The 26,633-nt window shown below is 49.0% G+C and carries 23 protein-coding genes; 2 read left to right on the forward strand and 21 right to left on the reverse strand.

Features of this window, described 5'->3' with window-relative positions:
- Positions 1 to 740: 740 nt before the first annotated feature.
- The 4 genes from CF651_RS00725 to CF651_RS00740 all read right to left on the reverse strand — a co-directional run bounded on the left by CF651_RS00725 (position 741) and on the right by CF651_RS00740 (position 4,567).
- Positions 741 to 1,448 carry a YoaK family protein gene (locus CF651_RS00725; protein ID WP_094012927.1) on the reverse strand — a complete coding sequence of 236 codons (708 nt, stop codon included), beginning with the start codon at positions 1,446 to 1,448 and terminating at the stop codon, positions 741 to 743.
- A gap of 199 nt (positions 1,449 to 1,647) precedes the next feature.
- A complete protein-coding gene (gene mreB / locus CF651_RS00730) occupies positions 1,648 to 2,694 on the reverse strand; it encodes a rod shape-determining protein (RefSeq protein WP_094012928.1) in 1,047 nt (348 codons plus the stop codon).
- Between the two features lie 205 nt (positions 2,695 to 2,899).
- A complete protein-coding gene (locus tag CF651_RS00735) occupies positions 2,900 to 3,292 on the reverse strand; it encodes a VOC family protein (RefSeq protein ID WP_094012929.1) in 393 nt (130 codons plus the stop codon).
- Between the two features lie 63 nt (positions 3,293 to 3,355).
- Positions 3,356 to 4,567, reverse strand: coding sequence for an MFS transporter (locus tag CF651_RS00740; protein WP_245855577.1), 1,212 nt, complete (start codon positions 4,565 to 4,567; stop codon positions 3,356 to 3,358).
- A 505-nt stretch (positions 4,568 to 5,072) separates the two neighbouring features.
- Here CF651_RS00740 and CF651_RS00745 point away from each other — a divergent pair.
- The gene (locus tag CF651_RS00745; RefSeq protein ID WP_245855578.1) at positions 5,073 to 5,222 is read left to right on the forward strand and encodes a hypothetical protein; all 150 of its coding nucleotides are present in this window, start codon (positions 5,073 to 5,075) and stop codon (positions 5,220 to 5,222) included.
- Between the two features lie 52 nt (positions 5,223 to 5,274).
- Here CF651_RS00745 and CF651_RS00750 read toward each other — a convergent pair whose 3' ends face one another.
- From CF651_RS00750 to CF651_RS00785, 8 genes are all read right to left on the reverse strand, one after another.
- Complete coding sequence (locus tag CF651_RS00750; protein WP_094012931.1) at positions 5,275 to 6,393, reverse strand: GerAB/ArcD/ProY family transporter; 1,119 nt, start codon at positions 6,391 to 6,393, stop codon at positions 5,275 to 5,277.
- 6 nt (positions 6,394 to 6,399) lie between these two features.
- Positions 6,400 to 6,648 (reverse strand): hypothetical protein, encoded by a 249-nt coding sequence (locus CF651_RS00755; protein ID WP_094012932.1) that lies wholly within the window; start codon positions 6,646 to 6,648, stop codon positions 6,400 to 6,402.
- 5 nt (positions 6,649 to 6,653) lie between these two features.
- Entirely contained in the window at positions 6,654 to 7,847 is a 1,194-nt protein-coding gene (locus CF651_RS00760; protein ID WP_094012933.1) for a Ger(x)C family spore germination protein, read from the reverse strand.
- A 17-nt stretch (positions 7,848 to 7,864) separates the two neighbouring features.
- Positions 7,865 to 9,376 carry a spore germination protein gene (locus CF651_RS00765; protein WP_094012934.1) on the reverse strand — a complete coding sequence of 504 codons (1,512 nt, stop codon included), beginning with the start codon at positions 9,374 to 9,376 and terminating at the stop codon, positions 7,865 to 7,867.
- Between the two features lie 135 nt (positions 9,377 to 9,511).
- Entirely contained in the window at positions 9,512 to 10,648 is a 1,137-nt protein-coding gene (locus CF651_RS00770) for a response regulator (RefSeq protein WP_094012935.1), read from the reverse strand.
- A complete protein-coding gene (locus CF651_RS00775; protein WP_094012936.1) occupies positions 10,641 to 13,676 on the reverse strand; it encodes a hybrid sensor histidine kinase/response regulator in 3,036 nt (1,011 codons plus the stop codon). The genes CF651_RS00770 and CF651_RS00775 overlap by 8 nt, the downstream gene beginning before the upstream one ends.
- A gap of 95 nt (positions 13,677 to 13,771) precedes the next feature.
- Positions 13,772 to 14,125: a response regulator gene (locus CF651_RS00780; RefSeq protein WP_094012937.1), complete on the reverse strand. Its 354-nt coding sequence runs from the start codon at positions 14,123 to 14,125 to the stop codon at positions 13,772 to 13,774.
- 277 nt (positions 14,126 to 14,402) lie between these two features.
- On the reverse strand, positions 14,403 to 15,608 hold the full coding sequence (locus CF651_RS00785; RefSeq protein ID WP_179232638.1) for an MFS transporter: 1,206 nt from the start codon (positions 15,606 to 15,608) through the stop codon (positions 14,403 to 14,405).
- A gap of 269 nt (positions 15,609 to 15,877) precedes the next feature.
- Between CF651_RS00785 and CF651_RS00790 the strand changes: the two genes are divergently transcribed.
- Entirely contained in the window at positions 15,878 to 16,309 is a 432-nt protein-coding gene (locus CF651_RS00790; RefSeq protein WP_094012939.1) for a GNAT family N-acetyltransferase, read from the forward strand.
- 27 nt (positions 16,310 to 16,336) lie between these two features.
- Here CF651_RS00790 and CF651_RS00795 read toward each other — a convergent pair whose 3' ends face one another.
- From CF651_RS00795 to CF651_RS00835, 9 genes are all read right to left on the reverse strand, one after another.
- On the reverse strand, positions 16,337 to 17,257 hold the full coding sequence (locus CF651_RS00795; RefSeq protein WP_094012940.1) for a YihY/virulence factor BrkB family protein: 921 nt from the start codon (positions 17,255 to 17,257) through the stop codon (positions 16,337 to 16,339).
- 96 nt (positions 17,258 to 17,353) lie between these two features.
- Positions 17,354 to 18,835, reverse strand: coding sequence for a hypothetical protein (locus CF651_RS00800; RefSeq protein WP_094012941.1), 1,482 nt, complete (start codon positions 18,833 to 18,835; stop codon positions 17,354 to 17,356).
- 107 nt (positions 18,836 to 18,942) lie between these two features.
- Positions 18,943 to 19,692, reverse strand: coding sequence for an SDR family NAD(P)-dependent oxidoreductase (locus tag CF651_RS00805; protein WP_094012942.1), 750 nt, complete (start codon positions 19,690 to 19,692; stop codon positions 18,943 to 18,945).
- A gap of 53 nt (positions 19,693 to 19,745) precedes the next feature.
- Entirely contained in the window at positions 19,746 to 20,741 is a 996-nt protein-coding gene (gene lplA / locus CF651_RS00810) for a lipoate--protein ligase (protein ID WP_094012943.1), read from the reverse strand.
- Positions 20,742 to 20,892: 151 nt separating this feature from the next.
- Positions 20,893 to 22,140: a WD40/YVTN/BNR-like repeat-containing protein gene (locus CF651_RS00815; protein ID WP_094012944.1), complete on the reverse strand. Its 1,248-nt coding sequence runs from the start codon at positions 22,138 to 22,140 to the stop codon at positions 20,893 to 20,895.
- Between the two features lie 98 nt (positions 22,141 to 22,238).
- Positions 22,239 to 22,436, reverse strand: a complete 198-nt coding sequence (locus CF651_RS00820) for a CLC_0170 family protein (protein WP_094012945.1) — start codon at positions 22,434 to 22,436, stop codon at positions 22,239 to 22,241.
- A gap of 47 nt (positions 22,437 to 22,483) precedes the next feature.
- Complete coding sequence (locus CF651_RS00825) at positions 22,484 to 23,716, reverse strand: Ger(x)C family spore germination protein (protein ID WP_094012946.1); 1,233 nt, start codon at positions 23,714 to 23,716, stop codon at positions 22,484 to 22,486.
- Complete coding sequence (locus tag CF651_RS00830) at positions 23,685 to 24,812, reverse strand: GerAB/ArcD/ProY family transporter (RefSeq protein ID WP_094012947.1); 1,128 nt, start codon at positions 24,810 to 24,812, stop codon at positions 23,685 to 23,687. Before CF651_RS00830 ends, CF651_RS00825 begins: the two co-directional genes overlap by 32 nt.
- Positions 24,760 to 26,478, reverse strand: coding sequence for a spore germination protein (locus CF651_RS00835; RefSeq protein WP_094012948.1), 1,719 nt, complete (start codon positions 26,476 to 26,478; stop codon positions 24,760 to 24,762). Before CF651_RS00835 ends, CF651_RS00830 begins: the two co-directional genes overlap by 53 nt.
- Between the last annotated feature and the right edge of the window lie 155 nt (positions 26,479 to 26,633).

Raw genomic sequence — 26,633 nt, forward strand, 5'->3', positions numbered from 1 at the left:
GGGGCCACTGAAAATGCTGCGGCTGCATGGACGGATCGTTCTTCCGATCGCTGTTGTCCCCCGGATTTTTTAATTTCAACCCGCTTATAGCGGTCAAAATCCGGGGACAAAGGCGAATGCTTACGCTTCTACAGAACGATTCCGTCCACTCCGCCCGTTTTCAGCGGCCTCTGGCATCATAGAGAGCTTTTCATTTCATGCCTTGATTGATCCGGTTTATTTTAAATTGCACACCATCAAATGATTCCCATCGGGGTCTTTAAACGTAAACCAATGGTTATGTTCTATTGGCGACGTTAGATTCACCTGTTTGGATTTCATAAATTCGTATGTATATTTTCTGGGAATTACACACTACCTAACGGCATTCCATTTCACCAAACATAGATATAAAAATCGAATCCACTTAGCTTTTTCTCCGGAATATCTTCCTCACAAGGAGTAATAGCAGACTACCTGCTATCATAGTTATCCCTATTTTCATAACGATACTAGATCTGTAAGATTGTTTATTGAATATTTGTACTAATTCTGGTGTCGGGTCTTGATAAGGTAATATGGGGCCGATCCCAAATCCGATGATCACCGTGAGAATACCAAGACCGCAGCAGCACCATGCAGCGATATTCAAGGTCATGTTTCTTTTCACAAGTTCACGCTTCTCTCCTGAAAAATTGATGCTCTACCTGGCAAGAACTATATTCTCTATCGATCCATAATTTTCCTTCTGAGATCCCTCTCTACCCTTGCCGATGAGTTGAACGGAATCTGACCAGCACAGTCCCTATGATCACAAGAAAGAAGGCAACAGGCAGCCATAAAAGTACAACAGGACAATACCGCATCAAAGCCGCGGCGAGCACAGCACCCGAGCCATATATAACAATAGCTAGTAATCGAAGCACAGAGTCTGGAGAATAAGCAGACCTCGCATCTCCTCTTAAGTAGAATCGGCACTGATGCATGGTATCTTCCACGACATGGGCCAGGTTATTCGTCAGAACCGTAGTCGAAATCCCGGCAATACCCAATCGGCGTGCCACCGTAGTTTGAATCCCCATGGCTGTGCTTAACATCACGATTAGAAAATATACATTGATACCGGATGGCGGCGGTACCACTGATGCGACGGCAAATAGCAGAAGAAAGAAGCCCTCCATTCCGAGAGCCACCGTCACCCTGCTCGGCCAGAAGTCTTTATCCTTGCTGGAAGGACCCACGACAACAGCTGCGATTGCGATCCCTGCAATAAACCCAACCAAGGCCGTTACGGTCCGGAGTACCGCGAGTCCCTCCGCATGTCCCAAGGCCATTCCTAAAAGGACGATATTCCCCGTCATATTCGCGGTAAACACATGGCCTAAACCCAAATAACCCATCACATCGACAAGCCCACCGGTTAAACATAATAGAAGCAGTAAACCATTGCGGCAAGAAGTCAAATTCATCACGATAGCATCTCCTACTGTTGTTCCATCCTATTTAGCCTATCCGATAATATTTGCAAAGCCCTTCTGATTCAGTCATGCTCTGAAAGAAATAAAAGCCTTGTCAACGCCCGAATGGGATTGACAAGGCTTCTATCAATTTCAATTGCTCTATTCCACGAAAAAAAATGACGCACTGCAGTCTCGATCCTAATGGAGATTAGGCCTCCATCGCCGTTTCCTCCTGCTTGTCTGACTGCCAGGAGGGTCTTTTCTTGCCTGAGAATACGTTCAGCATCATTCCCGTGCCCAAGGCGGTACATTCAAGCGGGTTTTCTGCGATTTGAACCCTAACTCCCGTTTCTTTGCTGATGCGCTCACCGATTCCCTCCAGCAAAGCTCCGCCACCGCATAGCAAAATCCCTTGTTCAATCACATCCCCTGCAAGCTCAGGCGGGCATCGTTCCAGCGTAGCTCGAATCGCGTCTATGACCGACGTGAGGAAATCATTCACAACCGCATAAATTTCGGTCGAGACAAGCCGAACTGTCCGAGGCAGCCCGCTGATTCCGTCGCGTCCCCGTATATCCATCGACCGCTCGGTTGCCGTTGCGCTGGCCGTCCCGATTTGAATTTTGATCTGCTCAGCCGTCGGCTCGCCGATCTCCAGGCTGTACTGTTTTTTGACATAGTCCATAATGTCCCGATCGATCGACATCCCTGCCCGGTGGATGGTATGACTCGCAACGATCCCGCCAAGAGACAACACCGCCACCTGAGAGGTTCCTCCACCGATGTTAAGCACAAGATGGCCAATCGGCTCATCGATTCTAAGCTGAGATCCGAGCGCAGCTGCCAACGGCTCCTCTACGGCTATCGCTTTTTTGGCTCCTTTGTGAATCATCGTCTCTTCAATTGCCCGCTTCTGCACATTCGTAATCCCGCAGGGAACAGATATGTATATTTGTGAGCTTCGCATCAGCAAGGAGCGGCCTTGAATTTTTTTAATAAAATGCTGCAGCATGCTGCTTGTTTTGTCAAAATTCGCAATGACACCATTCGTCAGCGGATAGCTGATATCTACATGATCCGGTGCCCGTCCAATCATGGCCTGTGCTTCAGCGCCAACGGCCAACAGTTCTCCTGTGTCGAGATTCGTGGCTACCACGGAAGGTTCATTAAGGACGATTCCCTTTCCTTTTTCGTAGATTACGGTGTTGGATGTTCCCAGGTCAATCCCGTATAATTTATCAAATCGTTTCAACATTCTAACATTTCCTCCTTTATTGGAAAATCATGTCACAGCAGGGAGGGTGATGACTTTGTATAGTATTCTAGGACGACAGCGAATTTGTGGGGGCGTTATGAAAAATAGCCTGCTGCCAATACTTGACAACATACAAATGAACAAGAAAAAAGCCATCCCAAAGCGAGCTTTCCTGCTTGAGATGACTTTCCATTTTTTAGCGCTGCTAACCGCGTGTCGATTGAAACAGCTCGATCCGTTCCCCATCCGGACCCTCAATGAAGAAATAGCGCGAGCCGTTCGGCAGGGTTGTAATTTCACTGTCTACAAACGTAACCGCGAGTCCGCGAATCCGTTCCCATTCCTCTTCGATATCGTCCACCGTAAAAGCAAGATGATGCACCTTGCCTTCGTTCGGAAGGCTGTCATTATACCCCTCGACCAGCTCCATCTCTGTCTCGTCCTGGTTACGGAAGCCGAGAAACGCCAACCGGATAACGCCGTTCGTGTGCGGTATGATTTCTTTGAGCTCAAGTCCAAGCACTTTCTCATAAAAAGCCGCGGACGGTTCGATTTGCTTGACCATCACGCCGACATGCTCCATTCTTCTTACAGCCATTGTCGCATCCCTGCCCTATTCTGAAATATAGCTTTCGACTTGTTGGATTCGCCATCCGACTGCTCAAATCCTTTCGGAAGAAGTCAACTTCACAGAGCGTTTCTCTATAATCACTGGAACTAGCAGCAAGGAACCGATAAGGAACAAGATGCCGCTCCCTGCATATACGATAAAAGTGGAAAACATGCTTTTCCACACACCGGAGAACGACATCCCGATCACCATCATCCCCATAAACATTGGAGTCAGTACACCACCGACACGTCCGATGAAGGGTCCCTCTGTATTTTGATAAATCATGGTTTGAATCCCGATGTGAATGCAAGGGTAGCACAACCCGTTCAAGACCAGAAGCAGCATCGTCAAGACCACGCTTGTAGACCATCCTATACCGACGGTTCCGAAGGAGATGAAGAAGAGCCCTACCGCTAACAAGGTTTGCGGCTTTAGCCTTTTTCCGAATGTCATAATCAGGCTGCCGCCAACGAGCATAGCAGCGCCGTGTACCATCAGGAGCCACTGTAAGAACGATTTATCGTGTCCTAGATTATCCATCGTGACATAAATCATAAGAGGCTGAATCACGCCTGATGCCAGGCCCGACACAGCAAAGCTGGCCCCTAACGTCCTTAAAATACGTTTATTCCACACATAGCGTACCCCCGCCTTCAGTTCTTCCATAAAGCTTTGGGACTCTGCGTTCATACTTTGCTGCTCGTCGCGCGGCAGGGTTAATAAAATCAAGGAGGAACCGACGAACATCACACCCATCACTGCGACCGAGACCTCGATACCAAAGCGCTGGTAGACGTATGTCCCAATCATCGGGCCAATCACCATAAACACAGCCATTAAAGATTGGAACATCGCCATCACGCTCTGAAGCTGAGCTTCCGGAATGTGCTGTTTGAATAGCTTCATCGCAGAGGGCTGGGAGAATTGCGACAAAATGGCAGAAGCCAAAGTGGTGAAAAACAGCGCATACCAGGAGCCCTGAAGCAGGACAAGCAGCACGACCAATGCAGAAATAGCCGAAAGCACATCGCACCAAACCATGGTGCGTTTGGGCTGCCATCGATCCGCGAACGTCCCGCCGATGACGGAAAACATAAAAATTGGCGCAAATTCCGCTACAGAGATAAGCGATACATACAGCGGATCATTGTGCGTCACATCACTGACGTACAACAGAATCGCAAAATTCCTGATCCAAATCCCCAGCTGAAGCAGTATCCGGGACAAAATAATCGTGCGAACAAAACGGTTGTTCAACAAAGCACTTACTCCCTTTCGAAATAAAATTCTAATAAACAATCGAATCATTCGTCCGTTTATTTATAGACATTATATTTTAACATCTAGTTTTTATCAAGTCATATTTTATAAACGATCTCATGATTTGTTTGTATATTATTAGACGACGATTTTACTTGTTTGATTTTATGCAATAAAAAAAGCCATTCTCGCAGTCATCGGAGAATGGTTTTCAAATGCACCTGTTTATTTAAAATAAGCCCCCATTATAGTCTATCGATAAGATGCCGACAGGCTGTTCTTTTCGTTCCAGTTATCGCCTGTTGCTGCTTCGGATTCTTAACGATCGATCTCTCCCCTTACGGGGCTGAATCGACCGTTTTTTCATGTGATAACATCATCATCTGGCGTTGTTTTTTCCGGTCAGTGGGTGGGACAATTTGCTTCGTATTGGATGGTTTCGGATCGGATGTTTTTTGATATATTCATGGGGAATTGAATGTAAAATCCTGTGAGGTGTTATGATATGCCGTTATATGGCTACTATATTATGTTTGCAACCATTATGCTGTTTGCCCTTATTGCTACGGTTCTCGTCGGCCTTTCACAAAAAAACAAGGAAGGCAATCCAAACTATGACATGAAAACCAAAGGAAATTGGTCCCGGCTGACCTAGATATATGTGGCCGCGATCCTTCTAGGTTATATGGCATTAATTATTTATATCGTTAAGTCGAATACTTAGTTTCACGCTTTTTTCTGAAAAGCTTCCATCGATGGATAAGATAGACGATCGTCGGAATCACAGGGACATACGTTAAATCCCACGTAACCCAGTAACTGTTCGTGGAATTGAAGAATATGACATTCGGCGCCAGGATTAAAGCATATCCGTATGCAAGCATCCCTAGCGGAATGGTAAGACGGCGGTAGTCTTTCAATTGAAGCAGCTCTGCTACCCCTTTAATAAATGCATACACATAGATAACCATTCGAAAATAAGTGGAGAGCAGCCAGGTTACCGCGAATATGGCCTCCACTCTTTCGAGAAAATGTCCCACGCTTATTTTTTTGGCTAAGGTGTACGTCGAATACATTTGATGCTCGGTCAAGTAGGAGCCGAGAACTAACAGCGATATAATGACGATGCAAAATATGGCCAGCCCTGCAGTGGTTGTTGCAAGAATAAAGTCTCTGCGTTCGTGCTTGTTGGGCGTAACCTGAGGAAGAATCATCCACATCACAAATAGCTCGCAAAAAGGAAAAGAAGCGAAGTAGAGCGCACTTTGAATAAGCTCTGGTGTTCCGGCCTCCAATACGGGGGTCAGTTTGCTCCATTTGGCGTCCGGAATCAGAAGAATGATCGTTGCAGCAAACATGATGATAAATACAAGCAGGAATGCTTCGGCGGTCCGGGCAATCGATTCTAATCCGGATCGAATCGCAACGACGAGAACAATCACCATTAATAAGCAAATAGCCCTCATAGGCGTTTCCGTCATCATCTGTGTGGTGACCAAATCTCCGATTTCCCTAATTTGAGTCACACCGTTATTAAACATGGCCAACAGATACAACAAGGAAACGGTCGTTCCCAACCATTTCCCAAGCACCTGTCTATAAATCTGAACCAGATTTTGTCCCTTGAAGCATTGACTGAATTCATAAATGAACCACGCCATACCGACACCAACGACCAGACCGATTAATGCGGATATCCATGCATCCTGGTGGGAAATCGACGCCATATTGGAAGGAAGAAAGAGCAGCATGTCCCCTATGGTAAAAAAGATCAGGAGGACAGCCATCTGCTTGGTGTTTATTCGTTCCGCCTGCAACTGATCCAATTCGACTCAACCCCCTCCTGAGAAAGCATGGGCGAACCATGCATTCACCGGTTTATAAATCCATATCAAAAGCTTCAGCGGGCTCGGGAGACTATTATTCAAGCCTGTGACGATACATAAAACCGCGCCTGCTACGAACATCGCTCCATAGGTCCATGACTCCCTGGTCCAGCCCTTTCTAATGAGAATTGTCATTTCTATAACAGCTGCCGTCATGGCGGTGAAGAGAATAAAACCTGTAAATACACCGAACATGAGCGTTACTCCTTGAGATAATTTTTGAACGAATTGTTTGTTGTCCCGGTTCTAGGTATCGTAACCTGCATTTCATATTCGACTTTCAATTTGCTGAAGTACGATTCCCAATCAGCCTTGATTCTTTTCCATGCTTTGGGATCCGATTTGTAAATGGCTTGACCGAAGCCAAAGATATCGACATGGTAATTGTTTTGCACCTTGGCAATAACCTTTTGCATCAGCAGCTTAATTCGCTCTTGAACCTGCTGCTCCAGACTGGAGATGGTATTCGGATCAGTAATATCAATTTTACACTCCACCTCACCAATATTAGATTGATTTATGATTTTCAAATGAATGACTGGCTCTCCTTTCACCATTCGACCCTCCATTTTGGTATCCGAGCGCAGCGTTTCGAGAGCAATCTTGCCCCCATCAGGGCAATCCAGATGACCTACCGAGCTTTTCACATTGTTTCGTATATAGTTGTAGCCTCTGCCTTCATCCTCGTTAAGCCAGCCAATCAGCTTATCCTTCTTGAACATAGCTAACCCCGTCGTACGAAGATGGGACGAAGGCTCGATTTCCTCTACATTTGATTTCTGCTCACCTTTCTTCGTATTACCGATACGTCTCACCCCCGGCAGCACCAGATTCGTCCCTTCACTGACCATCTGATCAATGATTTCGTCCATTGTAATGGCGGTCGTTGGCGACCAAACCTTGGATGAAGTATCGATCGAATAAAACAAGTTATGGGCCGGAATTTTCTCCAATGAGGTCAGCACCTTGAGCGTATCCTCTGCCGGTGTGCCTCTTGAGACCACAACATAATAATCGGTCCTTGCTTCCGGGTTGCGGGAGAGCAGGTCCAGCACATTGGCAATTCCCTCTCTGGCAAGAGGCTCGCCAATCACCAGCGTACGAATATGAGCAGAATAAATTTTTCTTGGACTTGTTTCTGTCAGCTTCCGAAACGCTTCGAAAATGGTTGGTGCCGTCGCCTTGTACAATGTGACGGGAGCCCGTCCGCTGCTCAGCCGAGGAGTGACTTCCCCCGGTACGACCACCTGTACGGCGACTTGGTATTGATCCCCAACTTTATCGATAGCCGTCCCGACCTGAATGCCCAGCTCATTTAATTCCCTGCGGTTCCAGCAGCCTGCGCAGATGACCATCCAAAAAAGCAATAGACACAGCCTGATGATTTTATTCAACTTGCAGCGCCCCTTAGTCAAGACTTTTTGGACTCGCGTCTCAGATTGGCTTTCCCCGTGGACATCGGTCTGGTTGTCATTTGGGACCAGGGTACCCGGAACAGTGTGTCCTTCTGGTCTTTCCCGTGAAAAGGGGCGAGCGAGCTCATAAAGGGAACACCAAAGGAACGAAGGCACGATAAATGAATGACAAGCAGAAGCATCCCCGTCAGAATGCCTATCAAGCCGAATGATGCGGCAAGTCCCATCAGAACAAATCGGATCATTCGCACGGAAATGGACATACTGGGCGTCGGGATGACAAAGCTTGAAATAGCGGTGATCGCTACAATGATAACCATAACTGCAGACACAACTCCGGCTTCAACGGCCGATTGGCCTATGACCAGCGTCCCAACGATGGAAACGGCCTGTCCGACGTTTTTAGGCATGCGAACCCCTGCCTCCCTCAAGATTTCAAAGGTAACCTCCATTAGCAGCGCCTCCACGAAAGCAGGAAAAGGAACGCCTTCCCGTTGGGCAGCTAAATTGATTAGGAGGTTCGTGGGCAGCATTTCTTGATGAAAGGTCGTTACCGCAATATAGACCGATGGAGATAGCATGGTAATAAAAAAAGCGAGAAAACGGATCAGTCTCAGCAAGGTGCTGATATCGGCCCGCTGATAATAATCTTCGGCCGACTGAAAAAATTGAACGAACAGCGCCGGCACCAGCAGCACGAACGGAGTTCCATCCACAATAATGGCAACTTTGCCTTCCAGCAGTCCCGCCGCAATCGTATCCGGTCTCTCGGAATTGTAAACCGTCGGAAACGGTGTCAACGTCTTGTCCTGTATAAATTCCTCGATATAACCGCTCTCGAGTATACTATCGATCCGGATTTGATCCAGCCGGCGAAATACTTCCTCCACCAGGCTATCCTTAGCCAGCTGCTTCATATACATGACCGCGACATGCGTCTTTGTCAGTGTCCCGATCTCCCTGCCTTCCACCCACAATTGAGGATCCTTGATTTTACGACGGACAAGCGCAATATTCGTGCGTATATTCTCGGTAAAAGCTTCCATCGGACCGCGGACGACGGATTGGGTTGACGGCTCCCCTACATTGCGGTCCTCCCACCCCGCGGCCGCAATATGCAGCCCTTCGCAATAGCCGTCCACCAAGATAAGCACTTCACCGGACAGTAGACAATCCAGGAGTCCGTTCATTTCCTTCAGCATCCCGATATTTCCAACGGGAAGCACAATCTCTTTTAAAAAAACCGGCAGGCTTGCTCCCTGCTTGATTGCCTTGTAAGTATGCTGCTTCTCCTCTGAGAGCAAGGGTTGAATAATGGATTGATTCACCACATGAATATCAACCAATCCATCCATATAAATTATGCAAAGCCTCGTGTCCGAATAAAACATTTCCTTGATAATGACATCCTGGCTTGCTCCTAACCTCGCCTGAATCGCCTCAATGTTTGGGATCAGACTATTCCTTAAGCTGGTAAACTGTTCAACCTGTGGCGGCAATCGGTTCATCTCCCAACACCTCCCGCGATGCACGGCATGGTTGTAATATTATCCAGAGCAAGGAAGATTATGCATCCGTCTGACTGAGCGACTTAGCTTCTAAATTAACTTCTGGCGTGCAAAAAAACCGCGGTTTCCCGCGGTTCATCTACGAACAAGCTCTTGAATGTCCTCATGGACATCTATTCCCAAATCTTCTTTCCAGCGTTCTTCCATTTCCCGGTATAAGGCCTGCATTCCTTGTATGTTTCCGGAACGCTTCAATTCAACCAGCAACTCATAATAATAGGATTCGACGTAAGGATCCAGCTCGATGAGCTTGCGCCATATCGCTTGCTTTTGAAAGGTGTTCGCTTCAGACAAGCTTTCTTCCAATGCAAGCCGGTAGGCCGTTCTAATTTCGAGGCGCTTGGTATGCGCCCAACCATAGCTCTCCGTTTCCATGTAGTCTCCGCGATAGAGGGAGAGCAGCTTTTCCGGTCCCAATGGACGGCCTCCGCTGTCAGGGAACATTTCTTTTATCCTATCATAATCACTGCTGATCCATTCGCTTTGCAATCGGTAACGCTCATCGGCAAATGAAATAATATCCGGGAAGCCCAGAGCCTTTAACGTACTGCGTAAGCGGTACATCGTTGTATGCAGCAAGGCTTGGGCCCGATCCGAAGGTAATTGCGGCCATAACGCATCGAGAATATGGAGACGGTACACAGGTGCCCCGTTATGATGCCATAAATAAGCAAACAGCTCCTTCGTTTTCTTCGTTCGCCATGAAACAAGCTCCCCTGTCCGGTCGTACAGCTCGATACTTCCAAGCACATGAAGCTGAAGCTTGACCTCCTGGCCGGTTTGCTCTGCAAATTGCTGCTGTTTCTCCGCGGAAGGAGTCCCTTGCAGAGCCGGTGCAAGACTTCCTTCCTCACGCTCGCTTTTGAACCGATCCAGGCTTTTGACTAGCCTTTCTTTGGACACAGGCTTAAGCAGGTAATCTCTTGCATTGACTTCAAACGCATCAAGCGCGTATTGATGGTAGGCCGTAACAAAAATCACTTTCATGACCGGGAAACGGGTCATCAGCTGCTCAGCAGCGGTCAAACCATTCATTCCGGGCATCTCAATATCCAGGAAAATGACATCAGGCTGTAAAGTCTCCACTTGCTTCAAAGCCTCGGCCGCCTGCATAAACTTCCCGACAACCTGAATCCCACCGATGTCGTTCAATAAAATCTCCATCAAATCAAGCGCTATTTCTTCATCATCGATGAGCAGTGCTTTAAGCATTCTTATCCCCCGGTAAGCTGAATCGAATTTGTGTACCCTGACCAGGAACACTAGTAAGGTCCAGGGTTTGACCGAAAATCATGTGTAAACGGCGGTTTACATTGCTTAGGCCGACACCATTGCCTTGGTTGTGCCCCCGTCGGTTTGATTTTTCCTCATCCATACCAACTCCGTTATCTTCAACAAGGAATTCCACCCGCTGCTCCCGGTACCGGGCAATGATCCGAATGGTGCCGCCTTCGGGCTTCGGACCGATTCCGTGACGAACGGCATTTTCAACAAGAGGCTGGAGCGTCAGCGGGGGCAGCATGCAATCAATCTCTCCATCCAATAAGTATTCAACCTGAAGACGGCTGCCGAAACGGAGCTGCTCGATGGCCAAATACGCTTTGACGAGTTCCAGCTCCCTTTCGAACGGAACCAGCTGTTCCTGAAACACAAATGTAAACTTCGCCCGTAAATATACGGTCAGGTGGTGAATCGTTTCTCTCAGCTTATCGATATTTATATAGCTCAGACCCACTAATGCGTTCATACTGTTGTACAGAAAATGCGGTGTAATTTGAGCCTGCAAAAAATCCATCTCCCTGCGAATCGCCTGCTCTGAGGAGCGTTTCATCGCAAGCAGCGATTGGACACGCGCCCTGAGCTCCGCGAGCTCGAACGGCTTTTGGAGGATATCGTTCGCCCCGGCATCGAAGGATGCCGACATATCGCTCCATTGACCGGACGCTGTAAGCATGAGGACCGGAAGCTCCGACAAGCTGTGGCTGCTGCGGATCGATCGGCATATTTCCAAACCGGAAATGCCCGGCATCATCAGATCAAGCAGCACCAAATCGGGCTTGGGCGACCGCTGAAGCCTCTCCAGCGCTTCGCTTCCGCTTTGAACGGCTATATATCCCAGATTCATACCTGACAGGGTATCTACCAAAATTTTGAGATTGGACCACTCGTCATCGACAAGGAGTACGGTGAATTCACTGTTGTCTCCGCTTTGTTCCATTGTCAGCTCCAACTGCTGTGAGGGCTTATTGTCTGCAGCCGTCTGTGTGACTACTTCTATAGATTCCGCGATGGGTATGGTGAAGGTAAACCGGGATCCTTTGCCGATTTCACTCTTCATGTCCAACCGCCCTCCCTGAAGCTCGACAAGCTGCTTTGTAATACTTAATCCGAGTCCAATTCCATTCTGTACATCTCCGTCCGCCTGTTCCCCTTGCTCGAAGGGCCGGAACAACCTTTCCTGCACGTCCTCGGGAATCCCATGCCCCGTATCCGTTACCGAAACTGCAAGGGAACTCCCCTCTACAACCGCAGATAAGGTGACTGTTCCCTGCTTTGTGTACTTCAGGCCATTCTCCAGCAGATTATATAAAATCTGCCTCAGCCGGTTCTCATCCGCGTATACCAGCGGGAGGTCATCCGGGAGCTTGTCTACAATGATCACCTGCGAGTTTCTTGGTGTTATGGATAGCATCTCCTGTACGAAGCGGACAGACATTCGAAAATCTACAGGAGTTAAACGGATGCTCAGCTTGCCCTGCTTAATTAAGGACATGTCGAGAATATCATGAATCAGCCCTGCCAGGCGCCGCCCGACCAGGTTCAGCAATCGGATATTATCCCGATGCGGAGGGCTTAATGCCGTACTCCGGTCATCAAGCAGTGTCTGCGATAAATTAATAATCCCGTGCAGCGGCGTGCGCAGCTCATGGGACGTTTTGGCCAAAAATTCATCCTTCTGCCGGTCATAAGCTATCAGCTGCTTGGAAAGCTGCTCGTTCCTGTGAAAAGCTCTTTGCAGCCGGTCCGAGGATAAGAACGCTTGTGAAAATACGAGCAGCAGCGGCGTCACCATAATAAAATACGGATGGTCCAGCGCAAGCTCATATCGAAATTGGGCGAAGATCCACGAGATGATCATAAAGAACACGCCCAGCACAATAAACAGCGGCCTGTATACCTCCTTGCTCCTCTTACGGAATAAGGCGTAGAAAATAGTAATGAAAATGCCGCTCTGCAGAATCAGGTTGACGGCCAGCAGATGCGAAAGCCAACCATTCGGTGTCACCAGCACGATGAAGCATAGGGCATAGATGATCCACCGCAGCCAACGAAATATTCGATGGTCCGGTTCATCCAAGTAACGGTATATATAAAGGGCATAAAATACGAAGGACAAATAGACGGTCCAAAAAATCATTTTTTGCAGCCATACAAAGGAAAGACTGGGCAGAAGCGTTGCCGCTACAATTTCGTTATCGATACAAAAGAATAAGCCGGTCATTAAACAATACAGGCTGAAATACATCAAGTAAGGCTCTTTGTGCCACAGCTTGAACATACCTGCAAAATAAAGCGAAAAAACAAACATCGTTGTAATCAGAACCATGTCCGTCAAACGGGATTGATCGCGGCGCTCAGCCAGTACGAGATTCGTCCCGAATTCCGGCGCTTGCACCAGACCGCCGTTTATGAAGCTGTAGCTCGCAACCTGAATAATAATTTCAACATCGCCGGCCGCCGCTTTTTCCGAGCCAAAGAAGGGCAGGTTGCTTGGGATAAAATCCGTTTCGGTCAAGGAGGGCCTCCCGTTCCCCCCCACATCCATACCGTTGATAAAAACTTTGCTCGACAGACGCATTTTTTTGGCTCGAAGACTGTAAATATCGGTTTGATCCAGCTTGACGACAAGCCTGTACGTCCCCGCCCCATAGCCTGCAACCCCGTCGGTTTGCACCATGGCATTCCAATTTCCCGGTACGGCAGCCCATTGTTTCTCCTCAGCCAGCGTTTTGCGATCCCGGAAATCAGCAGGCGTCAGCAGCTGACCGCTGTAAAATTCCCATTCTCCCCGAAGCGGAAGGTATCCTCCCTGTTGGAAATCCCAACCCCTTGCATCCATAACGCCATTCCTTGCCTCCGGAAAGTGCCGCTGCTGATGAAGCCATTGAAACACAAAATAGACGGTCATCAAAATAAAACCAATTGTCATTCCTAGCATAAGCATACGTTGTTTTTTCATGATCTCGACCCGCCCAAGCAAATGATTCTCTAATCATAGCAGAAAGCACAAAAAGCCTCATTATAAAATCATATAAGAGGCTGCAAAGGCATCGATCATATTTTGGAAATCGCACTCAGGACACGTTCCTTTTGAAACGGCTTGACCAAAAAATCGATAGCTCCAGCTTTAATGGCTTCTACCACGGTAGGCTGCTCTCCCAGAGCAGAACAAATAATGACCTTGGCCCGACTGTCCTTCTTCTTAATTTCTTTCATAGCTGCAATGCCATCCATCCCCGGCATCGTTATATCCATTGTCACCATATCGGGCTTCAGCTGCCTGTAAAGCAGAATGGCATCCTTTCCGTTGGAAGCCTCTCCGATCACCACATGGCCTTCCGCTTCCAATATATCTCGTATGATATTCCTCATAAAGGCTGCATCGTCCACTATCAGTACTTTTGACATGTACACTCACCCCGGTGTCATCGTTATTTCCGTTGAATCCCACAAGTGTAGCACAACCATACTGAACAATTTCTAAACAAAGTCAAATGTTTGAGAATAACCACTAACGACGTCCATATGTGAACCCTATACGTTTAATGCATGGGGAGGGAGTCTGGTGTGGGGTCCCGGCAGCTGTTGAAACAAACGCAGACGCTTCCGCTGCTCCAGTCCACCCCACACCTGACTCCCTCCGTTCTACTCTGTGCTTGGCGCTCCTTCCTTTCCTAACCGGTCCTCAATCCGGTATTCGCATCCCATTTACATTTTCCAGCACGCGCCCTTCAAGCTTATCCGAGAATACTTGAAACATTCGGCTGACCGTGTAAAATCCTGCAGTAGAGACCAGCCCGATCCCCGCCAGCAATAAGAAGGCGCTGTGGAAGCCGAATTGAGCTACGTACAACCCGCCCAGCATCCCGCCAATAATCTTGCCTACGCTAAGCTGAATCATTGAATTCAGCATTTGTCCCGTTGCCCGCAGCTCCTTCACCACATGCTTGTTCACGTACTCGGCCAGACACATATAAAACAGGATGTAGGTCCCGCCGTGGAGTACCCAGCTTAAAATGTACGTGAACGGCGTTAAGGCGAAGGCATACAAGCACCACCTTAACGTATGAATGAAGCCGGAGAAAAGAAGAATACGCCGAATGCCGAATCGATTGTAAAATTTCTGGAAGAAAATCATAAACGGAAACTGACTGAACGAGCCGATCGCCAACCCGATCCCAATGACCTCCATGCTGATCCCCTGTTCTTTGCTGTAAATGGCCTGGAATGCCCATAAAAAGCCCATCGTTGTCGATAAAACCAACGTGTAGATGTACAGGACGACCAGCTGCCTGCTTCTAAATATTTCGGTCAGCTTCACTCGCTTGCTGCTTCCGCTCTGATGCCCAGCAACGGTCGGAATCCCGAGAGACAGGAAAAAGCAAGCCATCATGATCACCGAGGTAACCAAAAAGATAGTGTCGATATGCCGCGCAAACAGCCACCCGGCCGCAACCGAGATGAAGGCGTAGCCAACCGAACCGAAGGTCCGAATGGAAGAGAACCGTACAACCCCTTTGGAGGAAAGCTCCAATGTGATAGCATCACTCAAGGGATTGATGGCAATTTGAAAAACACTGAACAGCGCCATAGCAAGAAGCGCGGGAATGAACGCCGTACCTGCCCATGGGACAAGCCACACGGTTAATGCCGACAGCAAGGTGCACAGCATTAAGATCCGATTCTTCGTTCTTGATCTGTCACCAGCCAAGCCCCACAGGGGCTGAGCTACTAGGCCTACAACCGCACCGATTGAGGTAAGTATGCCGATCTCGGTATTCCCTATCCCCGCTTCAGTGAAATAAACGCCAATATAAGAGGAGAAAGACCCTGTACTCATATATATAAAGGCGTAAAACAACGCGAGAATGAACACATTTTTGTTCGGCATGTGAAAATACCGCCTTTCATCTGGTTTATAGTCGCTTCTCCAAACCATTTCCCGCTTCATTTCCCGGGCAACCGCACAATATGAACATATCTACGATTTATTGACACGGTTTTACAGCACGTGTAAAACGGTGCCGGAGGCACCACTCCTTATTTTATGAAATAAGCCTATGCAGGTTTGTGTCCGAGTATCCTTATTGGTTTAAGTATAGACTTTTTGGACACCAAGAGCTATGCTTGTTGCGAGAAAAAGAAAGGAAAGTTGTACCTATGGACATTCGCCAAATTTCTAAAGAAGCTGCATGGACTTTACGACATCAGGTCATGTGGCCTGAAAAGCCATTGGAATATGTTAAATTACGTGACGATGATCAAGGCACCCACTGGGGCTTTTATGCGGAGGATCGCCTCGTTTCCGTTCTATCCTTGTTCATCGAGCGGAACCGTGCGCAATTTCGCAAATTCGCTACATTACCCGAGGAGCAAGGCAAAGGCTTCGGCACCCGGCTGCTTCGGCATGTCATGGATGAAGCCCGCCGACACGGCGCAGATCAAATCAGGTGCAACGCCAGAGCGGATAAAGCTGCCTTTTACAAGCGGTTTGGTCTCATCGCAACGAATCAAGCCTTTGAAAAAGACGGCATTTCTTATGTGATTATGGAGACCCCGGTATCCGGCAACAACAAAGAGGAGACTTCATAGCAAGGCTATGAAATCCCCCCTTATCATTCAGATGGAGTGACGGTGAGCGGACCGCGCCGTCCCCGTTTTTTTCTCCAGAAAAGGAAAAGCATGACTGTATTTGCGGGCCTCTCTCTTTTCTTGACCCTCCTTGTCGAAGGTCAGCGTAGCATTGATTTCTCCGCCCAGCATCAGGAGAATCGAGCTCATATACAGCCAAAGCAACAGGACAATAATCCCGCCCAGACTACCGTACGTTCGGGTATAATTCGCAAAATGATTCACATAAAAGGAAAACAACACCGAAGCAATAATCCAGCCTCCGGTCGTAAACAACGCTCCCGGCACGACCTCACGGAACGTCAGCCTCCGGTTCGGAGTCATCCGGTACAGCAGGAGGAACACCGTCAGCATCGCTGCGATCGGCACGATATATTTCACAATCCCCCAAACCAGAGCAAAACTGTCCGGAAAGCCCGTCAGCTCGAACAAGTACGCGCCGATTGCTTTCCCGAAGATGAGCATAACGAGGGTTAAGCCAATAACAACCGCCAGCACGAATGTCGCTGCTAACGATATCCCTCGAACCTTCCAGTACGGACGGTCTTCCTCAACGTCGTACGCTTTATTCAAGCCTTTAATGACCGCATTGATGCCATTGGAGGCCGCCCAGAGCGTTGCGAGCATGCCAAAGGAAAGCAAGCTTCGGCTCTGATTCCCTGCCGCCTCACCCATCAGCTTCCGGACCATTTCTCCTGAATCCCTCGGCAGCATACCGATCCATTCATGCAGCAGCTCCTCCCCTGATAACGAAATGAAGCCCAGCAAACTCACCAGGAAGATAAGAAACGGAAAAAAAGCCAGGATTAAATAATACGTCAGCTGGGCGCCGAGCGCTGGAACCTCATCATCCCGAAATCGATACATGAGACAATGCAGAAATCGAACCGGCCTGGATTGTAAACTCATGGATTCCCCTCCTCCGCAAATGCAATTAAAGCTTATTACCCGCAGAGGACCGATGGATAACGCTGGAAACGATGGATTTACGTGTTGGGTTTCCCTTTAACGATTCGCCGTTATGGAAGGGATCATTTGCGGCTGGCCGTTGGCCGTCTGAAAAATCATTTTCTCCGTCAGCTCTACAGTTCGTTCACTCCCCAGCATGTGAATCCGATTCTGTTCGGGTGACAGCATATATAGCTTGCCTGATGAATCAGCATATACCTTTCCCTTCACATTGCTGTATAGCTTCTGGGCTGTACCGTCGGCTTGCACCTGCACCACATCCGCGGCTGTCCCATCCCAATCATTGTCTGATGCAAGCACAAGTACAGACCCATCCCGTAAACCTGTCAATACACGAATCATGGGAGCGCCCAGCAGCTCATGGATGGAACGGACATTGCCAGCTTTATCGATATGCCACAGATGCTGCTCATGTCTGGAGTAATAAGTATGTGTTTCACTCTGCTTGTACGCGCTGGAGAACCAATAGGAGCCGTCGGATGCCGAAACCAGTCTGTAAAATAAGTTATGGTCCAAGGAGGTCACTTGACCTGCATGCTCAAGGAGTAGAATGGATCCGAGTCCAGGCAATGAGGTGGATATGCGGATAAGACGGGATGCACCTAGCGGGATAACCGTATCTTCCAGCTCCATGTCCTGTTCTGTGAACGTTCGGGATGGGATGGAAGCATTCGCTTCGCTCAGAAGCGAATGTATGGACAGCAGCTTCACCTGGCCTAACAGAATAGCATCTCCTTCCATCCGCGTTTGCCCGCTTTGCGCCTCGGGATGTTTTTCCATGACCCTTAGGCCTTGATCCTGCGTATGGGGAGTGTTAACCTCATCAGAGGCTGCTTCAAGCATGCCCGTTAGCGACTTCGGGATCTTGATTGTCCCGTAAAGATTCGTGCTGACATATAAATGCGACTCGTCGTCAGTCACGATGCCTCTCATGATATATGCGTTGTTTCCCGAAATGAGGCGGAACCCTTGCACTGCATTCCAGGCAGTCGCCCAGCCGAATTCGTCATGTGCAAATCTCCAGGTTAATGGAAAATACGTGATTCCGCGAAAGGAGAGGATCGGATACGGCTCCTCGTCGTTATGTACCTGCTTGCCATTGACTGAAACGGGATAATCCGCAAGCTGAGCCTGATACGTTTGATTTAGGTCGTTAACCTTTTCGCCGGTCTCCGGTCCGGCCTCGGGTTGGCTCTTACCGTCTTCTTGCCGAATGGACAGTCCTTCACGCTCATTCCAATCCAGCCGGAGACCAAGTCTCTGACTGTTATCCCAAGTCATGGGAAGATATGTTACGTCTTGATACACAATAGGCGGATACGGGTTATACTCTACTAGAGGAGAATAAGCATTGACACTTACAGGAAAAGCGGGAAGATGCACCCTGACCTCATGAGATGAGGCCTCTGCCGTTGCTATCGCACTCAGACATAAAACGGCTGCTGTCATGAAGGTTACCGCCCAGCATCTTTTGACAGAGACAACCGACTTCCCCGCCCTTTGAAGGATATCATTCAAAAAAAAGCGCCTCCTTTGCAAGCTATCTGCAAATAAGACGCCTTCGTATTAAAAAAGTTGCAGCATCCGAATCGTTTCAATCTCCTTACTACGGCTTGCCCTGCCGCTTATTCCTCATATATCATTTTGCGGGTCATTCCCCCGTCGATCATGACGTTCGTTCCGGTAACGAAACGATTATCCGGATGCGTTAAATAAAGGCATGCACGGGCAATATCGTCCGGCCTCCCTACTCTGCCTGCAGGGTGCTGCGCATGATCGCTTGGTTTCAATGCGTTATAGTCTCCTGTCTCAATCCAACCTGGACTGATTGCATTAACTTGAATCTTATCCGGTCCCAGGGAGACTGCTAGCGCGTGAGTCAGCGCGACAATGCCTCCTTTGGAAGCAGCATAAGCTTCGGAGCTCGGTTCGGACATAAATGCTCTTGTCGATGCGATATTAACGATCGAGCCCCCCGTCTCTTGCTTCTTCATGAGCTTGGCCGCCTCCCTGGAGCAGACGAACGTGCCCCGAAGATTCGTGTTGATCACGTAATCCCAGTCCTTCAAGGAAAGTTCATACGGAGACACCCACCTGCCTAATCCCGCATTATTGATCAATATGTCCAGTCGACCGTGGTGGTCCGTAATTTGTTGAAAGCACGCCTCAAGCTGCTCTGGCTTGCTTACATCCACGATATATTCAAAGGCTTCCGCGCCTGCCTCCCGTATTCGCTGTACCGTATGCCGAAGCCGATCCTCTTCGCGGTCTACAACGATCAAACAGCCACCCTGTTGGGCATAAGCTATCGCAATCGCTTGGCCGATGCCTTGACCTGCTCCGGTCACCATAATCACTTTTCCTTGAAAACTCATTGTGTCTGCCTTCCTTCCGATGAAAGAAATGATTGATTATCGTTGTCGTATTCTTATTCACTCTGAAAAAGCATATCCAGCCACTCTTCCTTCGTCACCGGACCAAAGTAATAGGTTAAATCGATTGAATTCAGCACCTTCGCCACGGCAGCCGCTTCGAACCTTACGCCAATCAGCTTGTCTGCGACATCCTTCGCTTCTCCCATACCGAAGAAATCGCCATAGATGTGCATACTCCGAATAAGACCTTCCTCTACCACCAACTGGATATCAAAGGTGCCTGCACTGAGCCGCTTCATTTGACGGACGTTAAATACAGGAGAACGGCCATAATTCCAGTCCCAGCTGCGGTAACGTTCTTCAGCAATTGTATGTATGCCCGCCCAGTCCTGGTCCGTCAGCTCATACCGTTCTATCGCCTCGCCGCCGTATATCGATTCCAGGAGCTTGCTTCTGAACTGTTCAATCGTCAGCGGCTCCCGGATAAATTCCGAGATGTTCGCGACACGGCTGCGGATGGATTGGGTTGCTTTCGTCTTGAACTTCTCCGGGTTGACCTTCAACGCCGACACGACATTTTCAATCTCCGAAGCAAACATCAGCGTGCCATGGCTGAACATTCTGCCACGGGTTGAAAACTGGGCATTGCCCGATATTTTACGCTCTCCGACCTGAATATCATTGCGGCCTGTCAGTTCTGCTTCAACGCCAAGCTCTTTCAAGGCCTTCACAACCGGTTCCGTAAACTTCCGGTAATTATGGAACGATTTTCCGTCATCACGGGTAATAAAACTGAAATTCAAGTTGCCCAAGTCATGATAGACGGCCCCGCCTCCAGACAGTCTCCGGACGACATGAAGCTGCTGCTGTTGCACGTACTCTGTGTTAATCTCCTGAACCGTGTTCTGGTTCTTGCCTATAATAATGGACGGCTCATTTATATAGAACAGCAAGTAATCGTTCTCTGGAGGAAGCTGACGGAGTGCATATTCCTCTATAGCCAGGTTGATGGTCGGATCGTTTATATTCTTGTTATCGATAAACAGCATACCGTTGAACCCCTCCTCATACTATCGTGGTTCAAGGGTACCACAAATCGGCTATTGATCAAAGATTCCCCCTGCTTTCCCACGCAAAAAAAAGACAAAACCCCCACGACTCTAGAAATAGCCGCGGGGGTTGCCGGTGTTCAAAGTAATTTTATGGCTGTTTGGGCTTGTCGAAGGTATGCACTGCTTTCCAATGCTGCCCGCCATCTGCAGTCGTATACAGAACGGACGGATTCGCTGCGTCCTTGCTAATGAGCCAACCATTTTGCGGATCGCTGATCGCAAGCATCGCTCCGCTCGAGCCGGGAATTTGCTCTTTCCCGTTCACCCAGGTCTTGCCACCATCCGTCGTGTAGCCCACGGTATTCGGATTATCGCAAGCAGGACAATAGCCTCCCATGAACGCCGCCTTGGGATTGACTACGTAGAGCTCGCCCGGCTTGGAGCCTGCGTTCTTGGTCCCTGTATAATCCGCTGGAAACCCTGGAGCAGGACCGGCGCCGGCTGTAGAATTCGAAAGCACGGGCTGCCAGTTTTTCCCGCCATCCGAGGAGTGGAACAGCGAGTATGACGTTTGGGACATGCCCGAATCGCCTATCAGCTCAACCCACACGTCATCTGCACCGGCAGAACGAATGACTGTACCGTTCAGGAAAGTCGAGGTATCCCGGCTCAGGACGGTAGTCCAAGACTTCCCGGCATCCGTTGTCCGTTTCACAAGAATCTTTTTATCTTCTGCCGTCACGGCCCAGCCGTTAGTCTTGTCGTGGAAGTAAGCATCGCCAACCATATGATCGGGAACCGCTAACGATTGCCAGCTCTTGCCGCCATCCTTGGTGTACGCATTCGCAGCAAACCCTTCCTGCTTGGAAACAAAATGAACGAAGCCCGGATTAGGAAGCGGCCCTACCGTCGTCCATTGAGCTCCCCCGTCGGAAGTTTGAATGAGCTCCCGCTTTGTGCCATCCGCGGACTTCTCAATCATTCCCCAAGCATCCTGACCGTTTAGCGCAAAAATTTGGGCAATTTTGTCCTTGCCGCTGTACTGCATTTTCCACTGCTTGCCTCCGTCATCGGTACGGGCAATCCCCCCGTCTCCGCCTACCCAGCCCGAAGACGGATCTATAGCGCGTACCGCAGTCAAATGGCTCATGAGTCCACTTTCCGATACAGGCTTGGACGGCTGCTGATTGGTACTTCCGTTCACATTGCCGGTGCCTTCTGAAGAAGCGGCATCTCCCGGTTTTCCTTGTTCGGGTGCGTTCGTCTGACCGCTTTGCTGTGCGTTTGGCGCCGGATTTACGCTGGCAGGTGCCGGATCACTGCTGCACCCCGCTGCGAAGCTCAGAAAAAGAATAAGAAAAAGCAACGCGATCGGTTGTTGTATTGCACGGTTCATCCCTTTCCACTCCCTGCTGTTCAAATTATGCATCTCCATATCAGACGCAGCTTGAATCCTATTTGTTGCACTATACAATCAGTTCGGTGTCGTCTTCTTTAGTAAAACCAATTCCCGACTAAGCCGAAGGTTCCAATAACGAGATTGATCCATCCTAACCATTTGGACGTCTTATATTCCTTTTCCATCCCCCGTTTCTTATAGCGGTTCACATCAAATTGCAGAACGAACCAGCCGGATAAGAGGAGCAGAAACAGGATGAAGTTCATATAACTGACCACAACACCGGTAAACATGGCATTCATCCTTCCTTAGCGGGTGCTCTAGTGTTTAACGCTCCGTCTTAAGTAGCTTTCATTCCGATCCGCCGAACATGAATATCTACGCTGATATCCACCTTGAGCCCGCTATATTGCTCCTGCCAATGCTCTTCGGTTTTAATATGCTCATTCCAATATTTAGGCAGCTTGGCACGAATATGCTCACCGAAGCCAAAGATGTCAGAGCTGACAGCCTGTGTCTTGACAACCAACTGCTTGTAGCTTTGCATGGCAATCTTATCCAATTGGAGCTCAATGTCCCGAACAAGCGCCTCATTAAGTGTTACCGCTTCACTGCTTTTACTGAGCAGATTGCCTTCAATAATGACACGGACATTAATGTGCGGCTTCCCATCCTGCAGACTTACTTTAAATGTGGATTTGCGGGTGCGGCTTTGAAACATGAAATAATCGGATGAACCCTTTGGCTTGACATAACTCTCCCCGCCGCCTTCCCTGACCCCCATAATACCCATATACAATATAATTTCTCTTGGGTCCGTGACCGAAACCAGCTTGTCCCCTCTAAAAAGGGCAAGTCCGCTAATCTGGACGTTGTCATTCTCCATCATTTCCATATAAGGTAAATACCCTTCTTTGCCTTTGGCCGAAACGGAGCTCCAGAATATACCCAGAAAATCGTTGGGGAACCGGCCCATTTTGACTGCCTGGTCCATGGTCGTCATCAAGTATAGAGTCGGGACTCGTTCCAGTTGGGGGGATGCATGCATGATATTGGCTGCCTCTCCCTTGCAGATCACCATCCAGTTCGTACGCCGAACCTCTGGATTCCGTCGGAAATAATCGTTCAAATTTTCGATTCCTTTGCTTGCGACCACCTCGGATACCACAATGATACGCAAATGCCCGAAGAAGAGTGGGCGCGATACTCTTTGCTGAAGAACGTTGAAGGCATCCGCCACCGTATGTCCAACCGCTTCGACAACCCATACCGTCTTCTGACCGCCGCCTCCGCCTCCGCCTTCCCCCGGTCCTAACGGGATTCGGCCAGGAACAGCAATCTGTACGGTAACCTTGATAATATCCGTCCCCAACACTTTCATATCCTTATTGGCTGGGTGGGAGACCGCTTCATTCGGCTTCGTGTGTTTCTCCTTGGCCTTATCGATCCCAATTCCCAATACAACCGCCCTTTCCTCAATCTCCATCCGGTCCCAACAGCCAGCAAGAATAGGAAAGACGGTAATGACAAGAAGGAGAACACTAACCGTCTTGTTCCGTCGCTTTGCTGTCATCGAGCTCTCTCCTTTTCTTCCGCACCATCGCTACGACCAGCAGCAATAGCGGGTAGACGATCGTGATAAATAGTCCGGTTCGGGAAACCCACTGAATAATATGGTACATATGAAGAATGTTTTGCGGAATCATCGCCAGTACGAATAAGTAAGGCATAATAAACAAGGAAAGCATCTTGTGATCCCTCAACCGAAACAGTTTGCTGATGGCCCGGATCGTAAAATAATAACTGGAAAACAAGGTCGTGAACACCGCAGTTACCCACACGGCGAGAAATGCGGCGTCCAATCGTTCCAGCACGTTCCCCGGCAGCGTCGTGGTTTTGGCAAGCTCCAGGGTCGGCCATAGCAGCAGCTTCGTCTCCTCCTGTCCAAATACACTGACCGTCGCGACAACAATGGATAAATAGAGACCTCCTGCAATGAACATTCCCCAGAAGCTGGCCTGCATCGCCCGGTCCGGCCTCCGCATCGCTGGAATCACGATCGTATAGATGAATGTTCCTTGAAACAAGCCGGCAATCGTAAGCATTCCTTTGATCATGTTGCCCTGGCTTGCATCATTTCCATAAATAGGAAGGAGATTAATAACCTCCGCATTTTTCAATGAAAAGGCCACGATGAGAATGACCGGGAACACGAGCAGCGGTAAGTAGAAGTTATGTATGTAAGCGAAGGTCGTGACGGTGTTGCGGGAGGAAAAGGTCGCCAGCAGCAGCATCACAATGACCGTGACCTCCAGCGGGGTTCTTTTCAAAACCGTCGTAATCACGACTTCACCGAATTCCCGTGCCGTCAAGGAGGTCAGGACCCCGAAAAAAATAATAATCATCACACAGCCTAACCAGGCAAACCATTTGCCTATAATTTCCTCGCTGTATTGGATGATGGATTGGTTCGGAAAGCGCATGCCCAGCTTCGTAATGGTCCACAAGCCAACCGAAGCAATCAGTATGCCAAGAAAAGTGACAAGCGGCGCCCCGGTACCTGCGGCACGAACGGCAAACAAAGGCAGAGGAAGCACCCCGACCCCGATAATCGTACTAATCAGAACGGCTGCCGCTTGGATCATCGTGATCTGACGAGGATATTCCATCTTGGTTCCCCCATTTCTCATTTCCTACTTTAAGCGGATCTAACGTATTGTGCGTCGGTTTTTGCATCTCTCCTGCAACTTGATCCCCTACACGCTGGGGATTCGGCGAATGCAGCATGGAGGGTCTCTTTTTCATAGAAGAAAGCGGTGCGCGCATAACGGTATCCTTCATCCCTTGGAAGTTGCCCGGGATGACAGGACTCAAATAAGGAACGCCGAAGGAGCGCAGCGACAGCATATGGTTCGCAATAAGGATCAACCCCGCCATCACCCCATACAGGCCGAACATCCCCGCTGCGAATACAAGCGGAAAGCGGAGCAGCCGAAGCGCCAAAGCCGCATTATAAGCCGGCGTTGCAAAAGAACCGATCGTGGTCAACGCGATCACGACGACGGTAATCGGACTCACGAAGCCCGCAGCAACGGCCGCGGTTCCGATGACAAGTACCCCTACAATCGACAAAGCCCCGCCGATTTGCTGCGGCAGCCGCAAGGTCGCTTCCCGAAGCACCTCCATGGAGGCTTCCATAATCAGAACCTCCACAACGGAAGGAAACGGAACACCCGCCCGGCCGCCGGCTACCGCAACCGCGAATTCGGTAGGAATCAGTTCGGGGTTAAATGAAATGATAGCAACATATAGAGAGGGCGTGACCAAAGAAAAGGCAAGCGCCAGCAATCGTGCCAGCCGAATAAAGCTGACCATCACAAACCGTTCCGAATAATCTTCTGTCGTTTGATAAAACTGGCTGAATACACTCGGGGCAATTAACGCAAACGGAGAACCGTCAACGAGAACGATCACCCGGCCCTCCAGCATATTGGCTACCGCCTTATCCGGTCTTTCCGTATTCTGGATTTGAGGAAAAGGTGTGAAATGACTGTCCTCGATAAATTGCTCCAAGTAACCGACGTCCAGGACCCCGTCGATATCGATACCGGATAAACGGCTGATCACCTCTTCTACCAGCTCATTATTGGCAACCCCGTCCAGGTAGCATACCGCCACCTTGGATTTGGTCACCCGGCCGATCTTCATACTCTTGATGCGAAAAGCTGCCGTTGGAAGACGATACCTCATGAGAGCTATATTCGTTTCCAAGTTCTCGATAAAGCCTTCCCGCGGTCCACGGATGACCTGCTCCGTCTGCGGCTGGGTAATGCTGCGCATCGCAATGTTACACGACGGGAATACGAAGGCTTCGTTCATTCCCTCGATAAATACGAGGGTATATCCTCTTAGCAAGGATTCCATCAGCTTATCCATGTCGCTGTCCAGCTCGCCTTTGCAGTGATAGAGCGTGTCGTGAAGAAGCACCTTTTTCAATTGCTCCGGCTCCAGGCTTACTCCTTCGAATCGAGCTGGAGGATGCATGAGAGGCTTCAATATATCTGCACTCACGATATCCGGATCGATCATACTCGATAAGTACGTCATCACCGCTTTATATTGACCCAACGCGTCAAATCGCCGCAGCTTGAAATCTTCCGTCGAGCCCAGCATCTTCTCCAAGAACTTTATGTTGGCTTCCAAGCGGCTGCTGATCAGATGTTTTTGAGGTTGGTCTGGTGGTGCTGTGCTGCTTGTGGCCTCGTTTCTTGTCCCCCCTTGACGGGCAGCATGGTTCCGTGACTTTCCATATTTCATTTTTTGCCAAAAGAACATGCTGTCCACCTCCGGAGGTCGCCATTCGGTTGACCATTTTTTGTTTAGTATAGCCTGTAGGGCTATCCCTTATGTAAACTACCTACTATAACAACCAGTAACTTCCACACCTTTTCGCCGGCCCTCCTAAGAAGGTAGTCGAAGAAATAAAAAAC

This window comes from Paenibacillus rigui (assembly GCF_002234615.1).
Classification (GTDB): Bacteria; Bacillota; Bacilli; order Paenibacillales; family NBRC-103111; genus Paenibacillus_S; species Paenibacillus_S rigui.

Coding starts and splice junctions, on each gene's coding strand:
- CF651_RS00725 (WP_094012927.1), bottom strand. CDS start 1,448: ATGAATTTGACTTCTTGCCGCAATGGTTTACTGCTTCTATTATGTTTA.
- mreB (WP_094012928.1), bottom strand. CDS start 2,694: ATGTTGAAACGATTTGATAAATTATACGGGATTGACCTGGGAACATCC.
- CF651_RS00735 (WP_094012929.1), bottom strand. CDS start 3,292: ATGGCTGTAAGAAGAATGGAGCATGTCGGCGTGATGGTCAAGCAAATC.
- CF651_RS00745 (WP_245855578.1), top strand. CDS start 5,073: ATGCCGTTATATGGCTACTATATTATGTTTGCAACCATTATGCTGTTT.
- CF651_RS00755 (WP_094012932.1), bottom strand. CDS start 6,648: ATGTTCGGTGTATTTACAGGTTTTATTCTCTTCACCGCCATGACGGCA.
- CF651_RS00765 (WP_094012934.1), bottom strand. CDS start 9,376: ATGAACCGATTGCCGCCACAGGTTGAACAGTTTACCAGCTTAAGGAAT.
- CF651_RS00770 (WP_094012935.1), bottom strand. CDS start 10,648: ATGCTTAAAGCACTGCTCATCGATGATGAAGAAATAGCGCTTGATTTG.
- CF651_RS00775 (WP_094012936.1), bottom strand. CDS start 13,676: ATGAAAAAACAACGTATGCTTATGCTAGGAATGACAATTGGTTTTATT.
- CF651_RS00780 (WP_094012937.1), bottom strand. CDS start 14,125: ATGTCAAAAGTACTGATAGTGGACGATGCAGCCTTTATGAGGAATATC.
- CF651_RS00785 (WP_179232638.1), bottom strand. CDS start 15,608: ATGCCGAACAAAAATGTGTTCATTCTCGCGTTGTTTTACGCCTTTATA.
- CF651_RS00790 (WP_094012939.1), top strand. CDS start 15,878: ATGGACATTCGCCAAATTTCTAAAGAAGCTGCATGGACTTTACGACAT.
- CF651_RS00795 (WP_094012940.1), bottom strand. CDS start 17,257: ATGAGTTTACAATCCAGGCCGGTTCGATTTCTGCATTGTCTCATGTAT.
- CF651_RS00805 (WP_094012942.1), bottom strand. CDS start 19,692: ATGAGTTTTCAAGGAAAAGTGATTATGGTGACCGGAGCAGGTCAAGGC.
- lplA (WP_094012943.1), bottom strand. CDS start 20,741: ATGCTGTTTATCGATAACAAGAATATAAACGATCCGACCATCAACCTG.
- CF651_RS00815 (WP_094012944.1), bottom strand. CDS start 22,140: ATGAACCGTGCAATACAACAACCGATCGCGTTGCTTTTTCTTATTCTT.
- CF651_RS00820 (WP_094012945.1), bottom strand. CDS start 22,436: ATGTTTACCGGTGTTGTGGTCAGTTATATGAACTTCATCCTGTTTCTG.
- CF651_RS00825 (WP_094012946.1), bottom strand. CDS start 23,716: ATGACAGCAAAGCGACGGAACAAGACGGTTAGTGTTCTCCTTCTTGTC.
- CF651_RS00830 (WP_094012947.1), bottom strand. CDS start 24,812: ATGGAATATCCTCGTCAGATCACGATGATCCAAGCGGCAGCCGTTCTG.
- CF651_RS00835 (WP_094012948.1), bottom strand. CDS start 26,478: ATGTTCTTTTGGCAAAAAATGAAATATGGAAAGTCACGGAACCATGCT.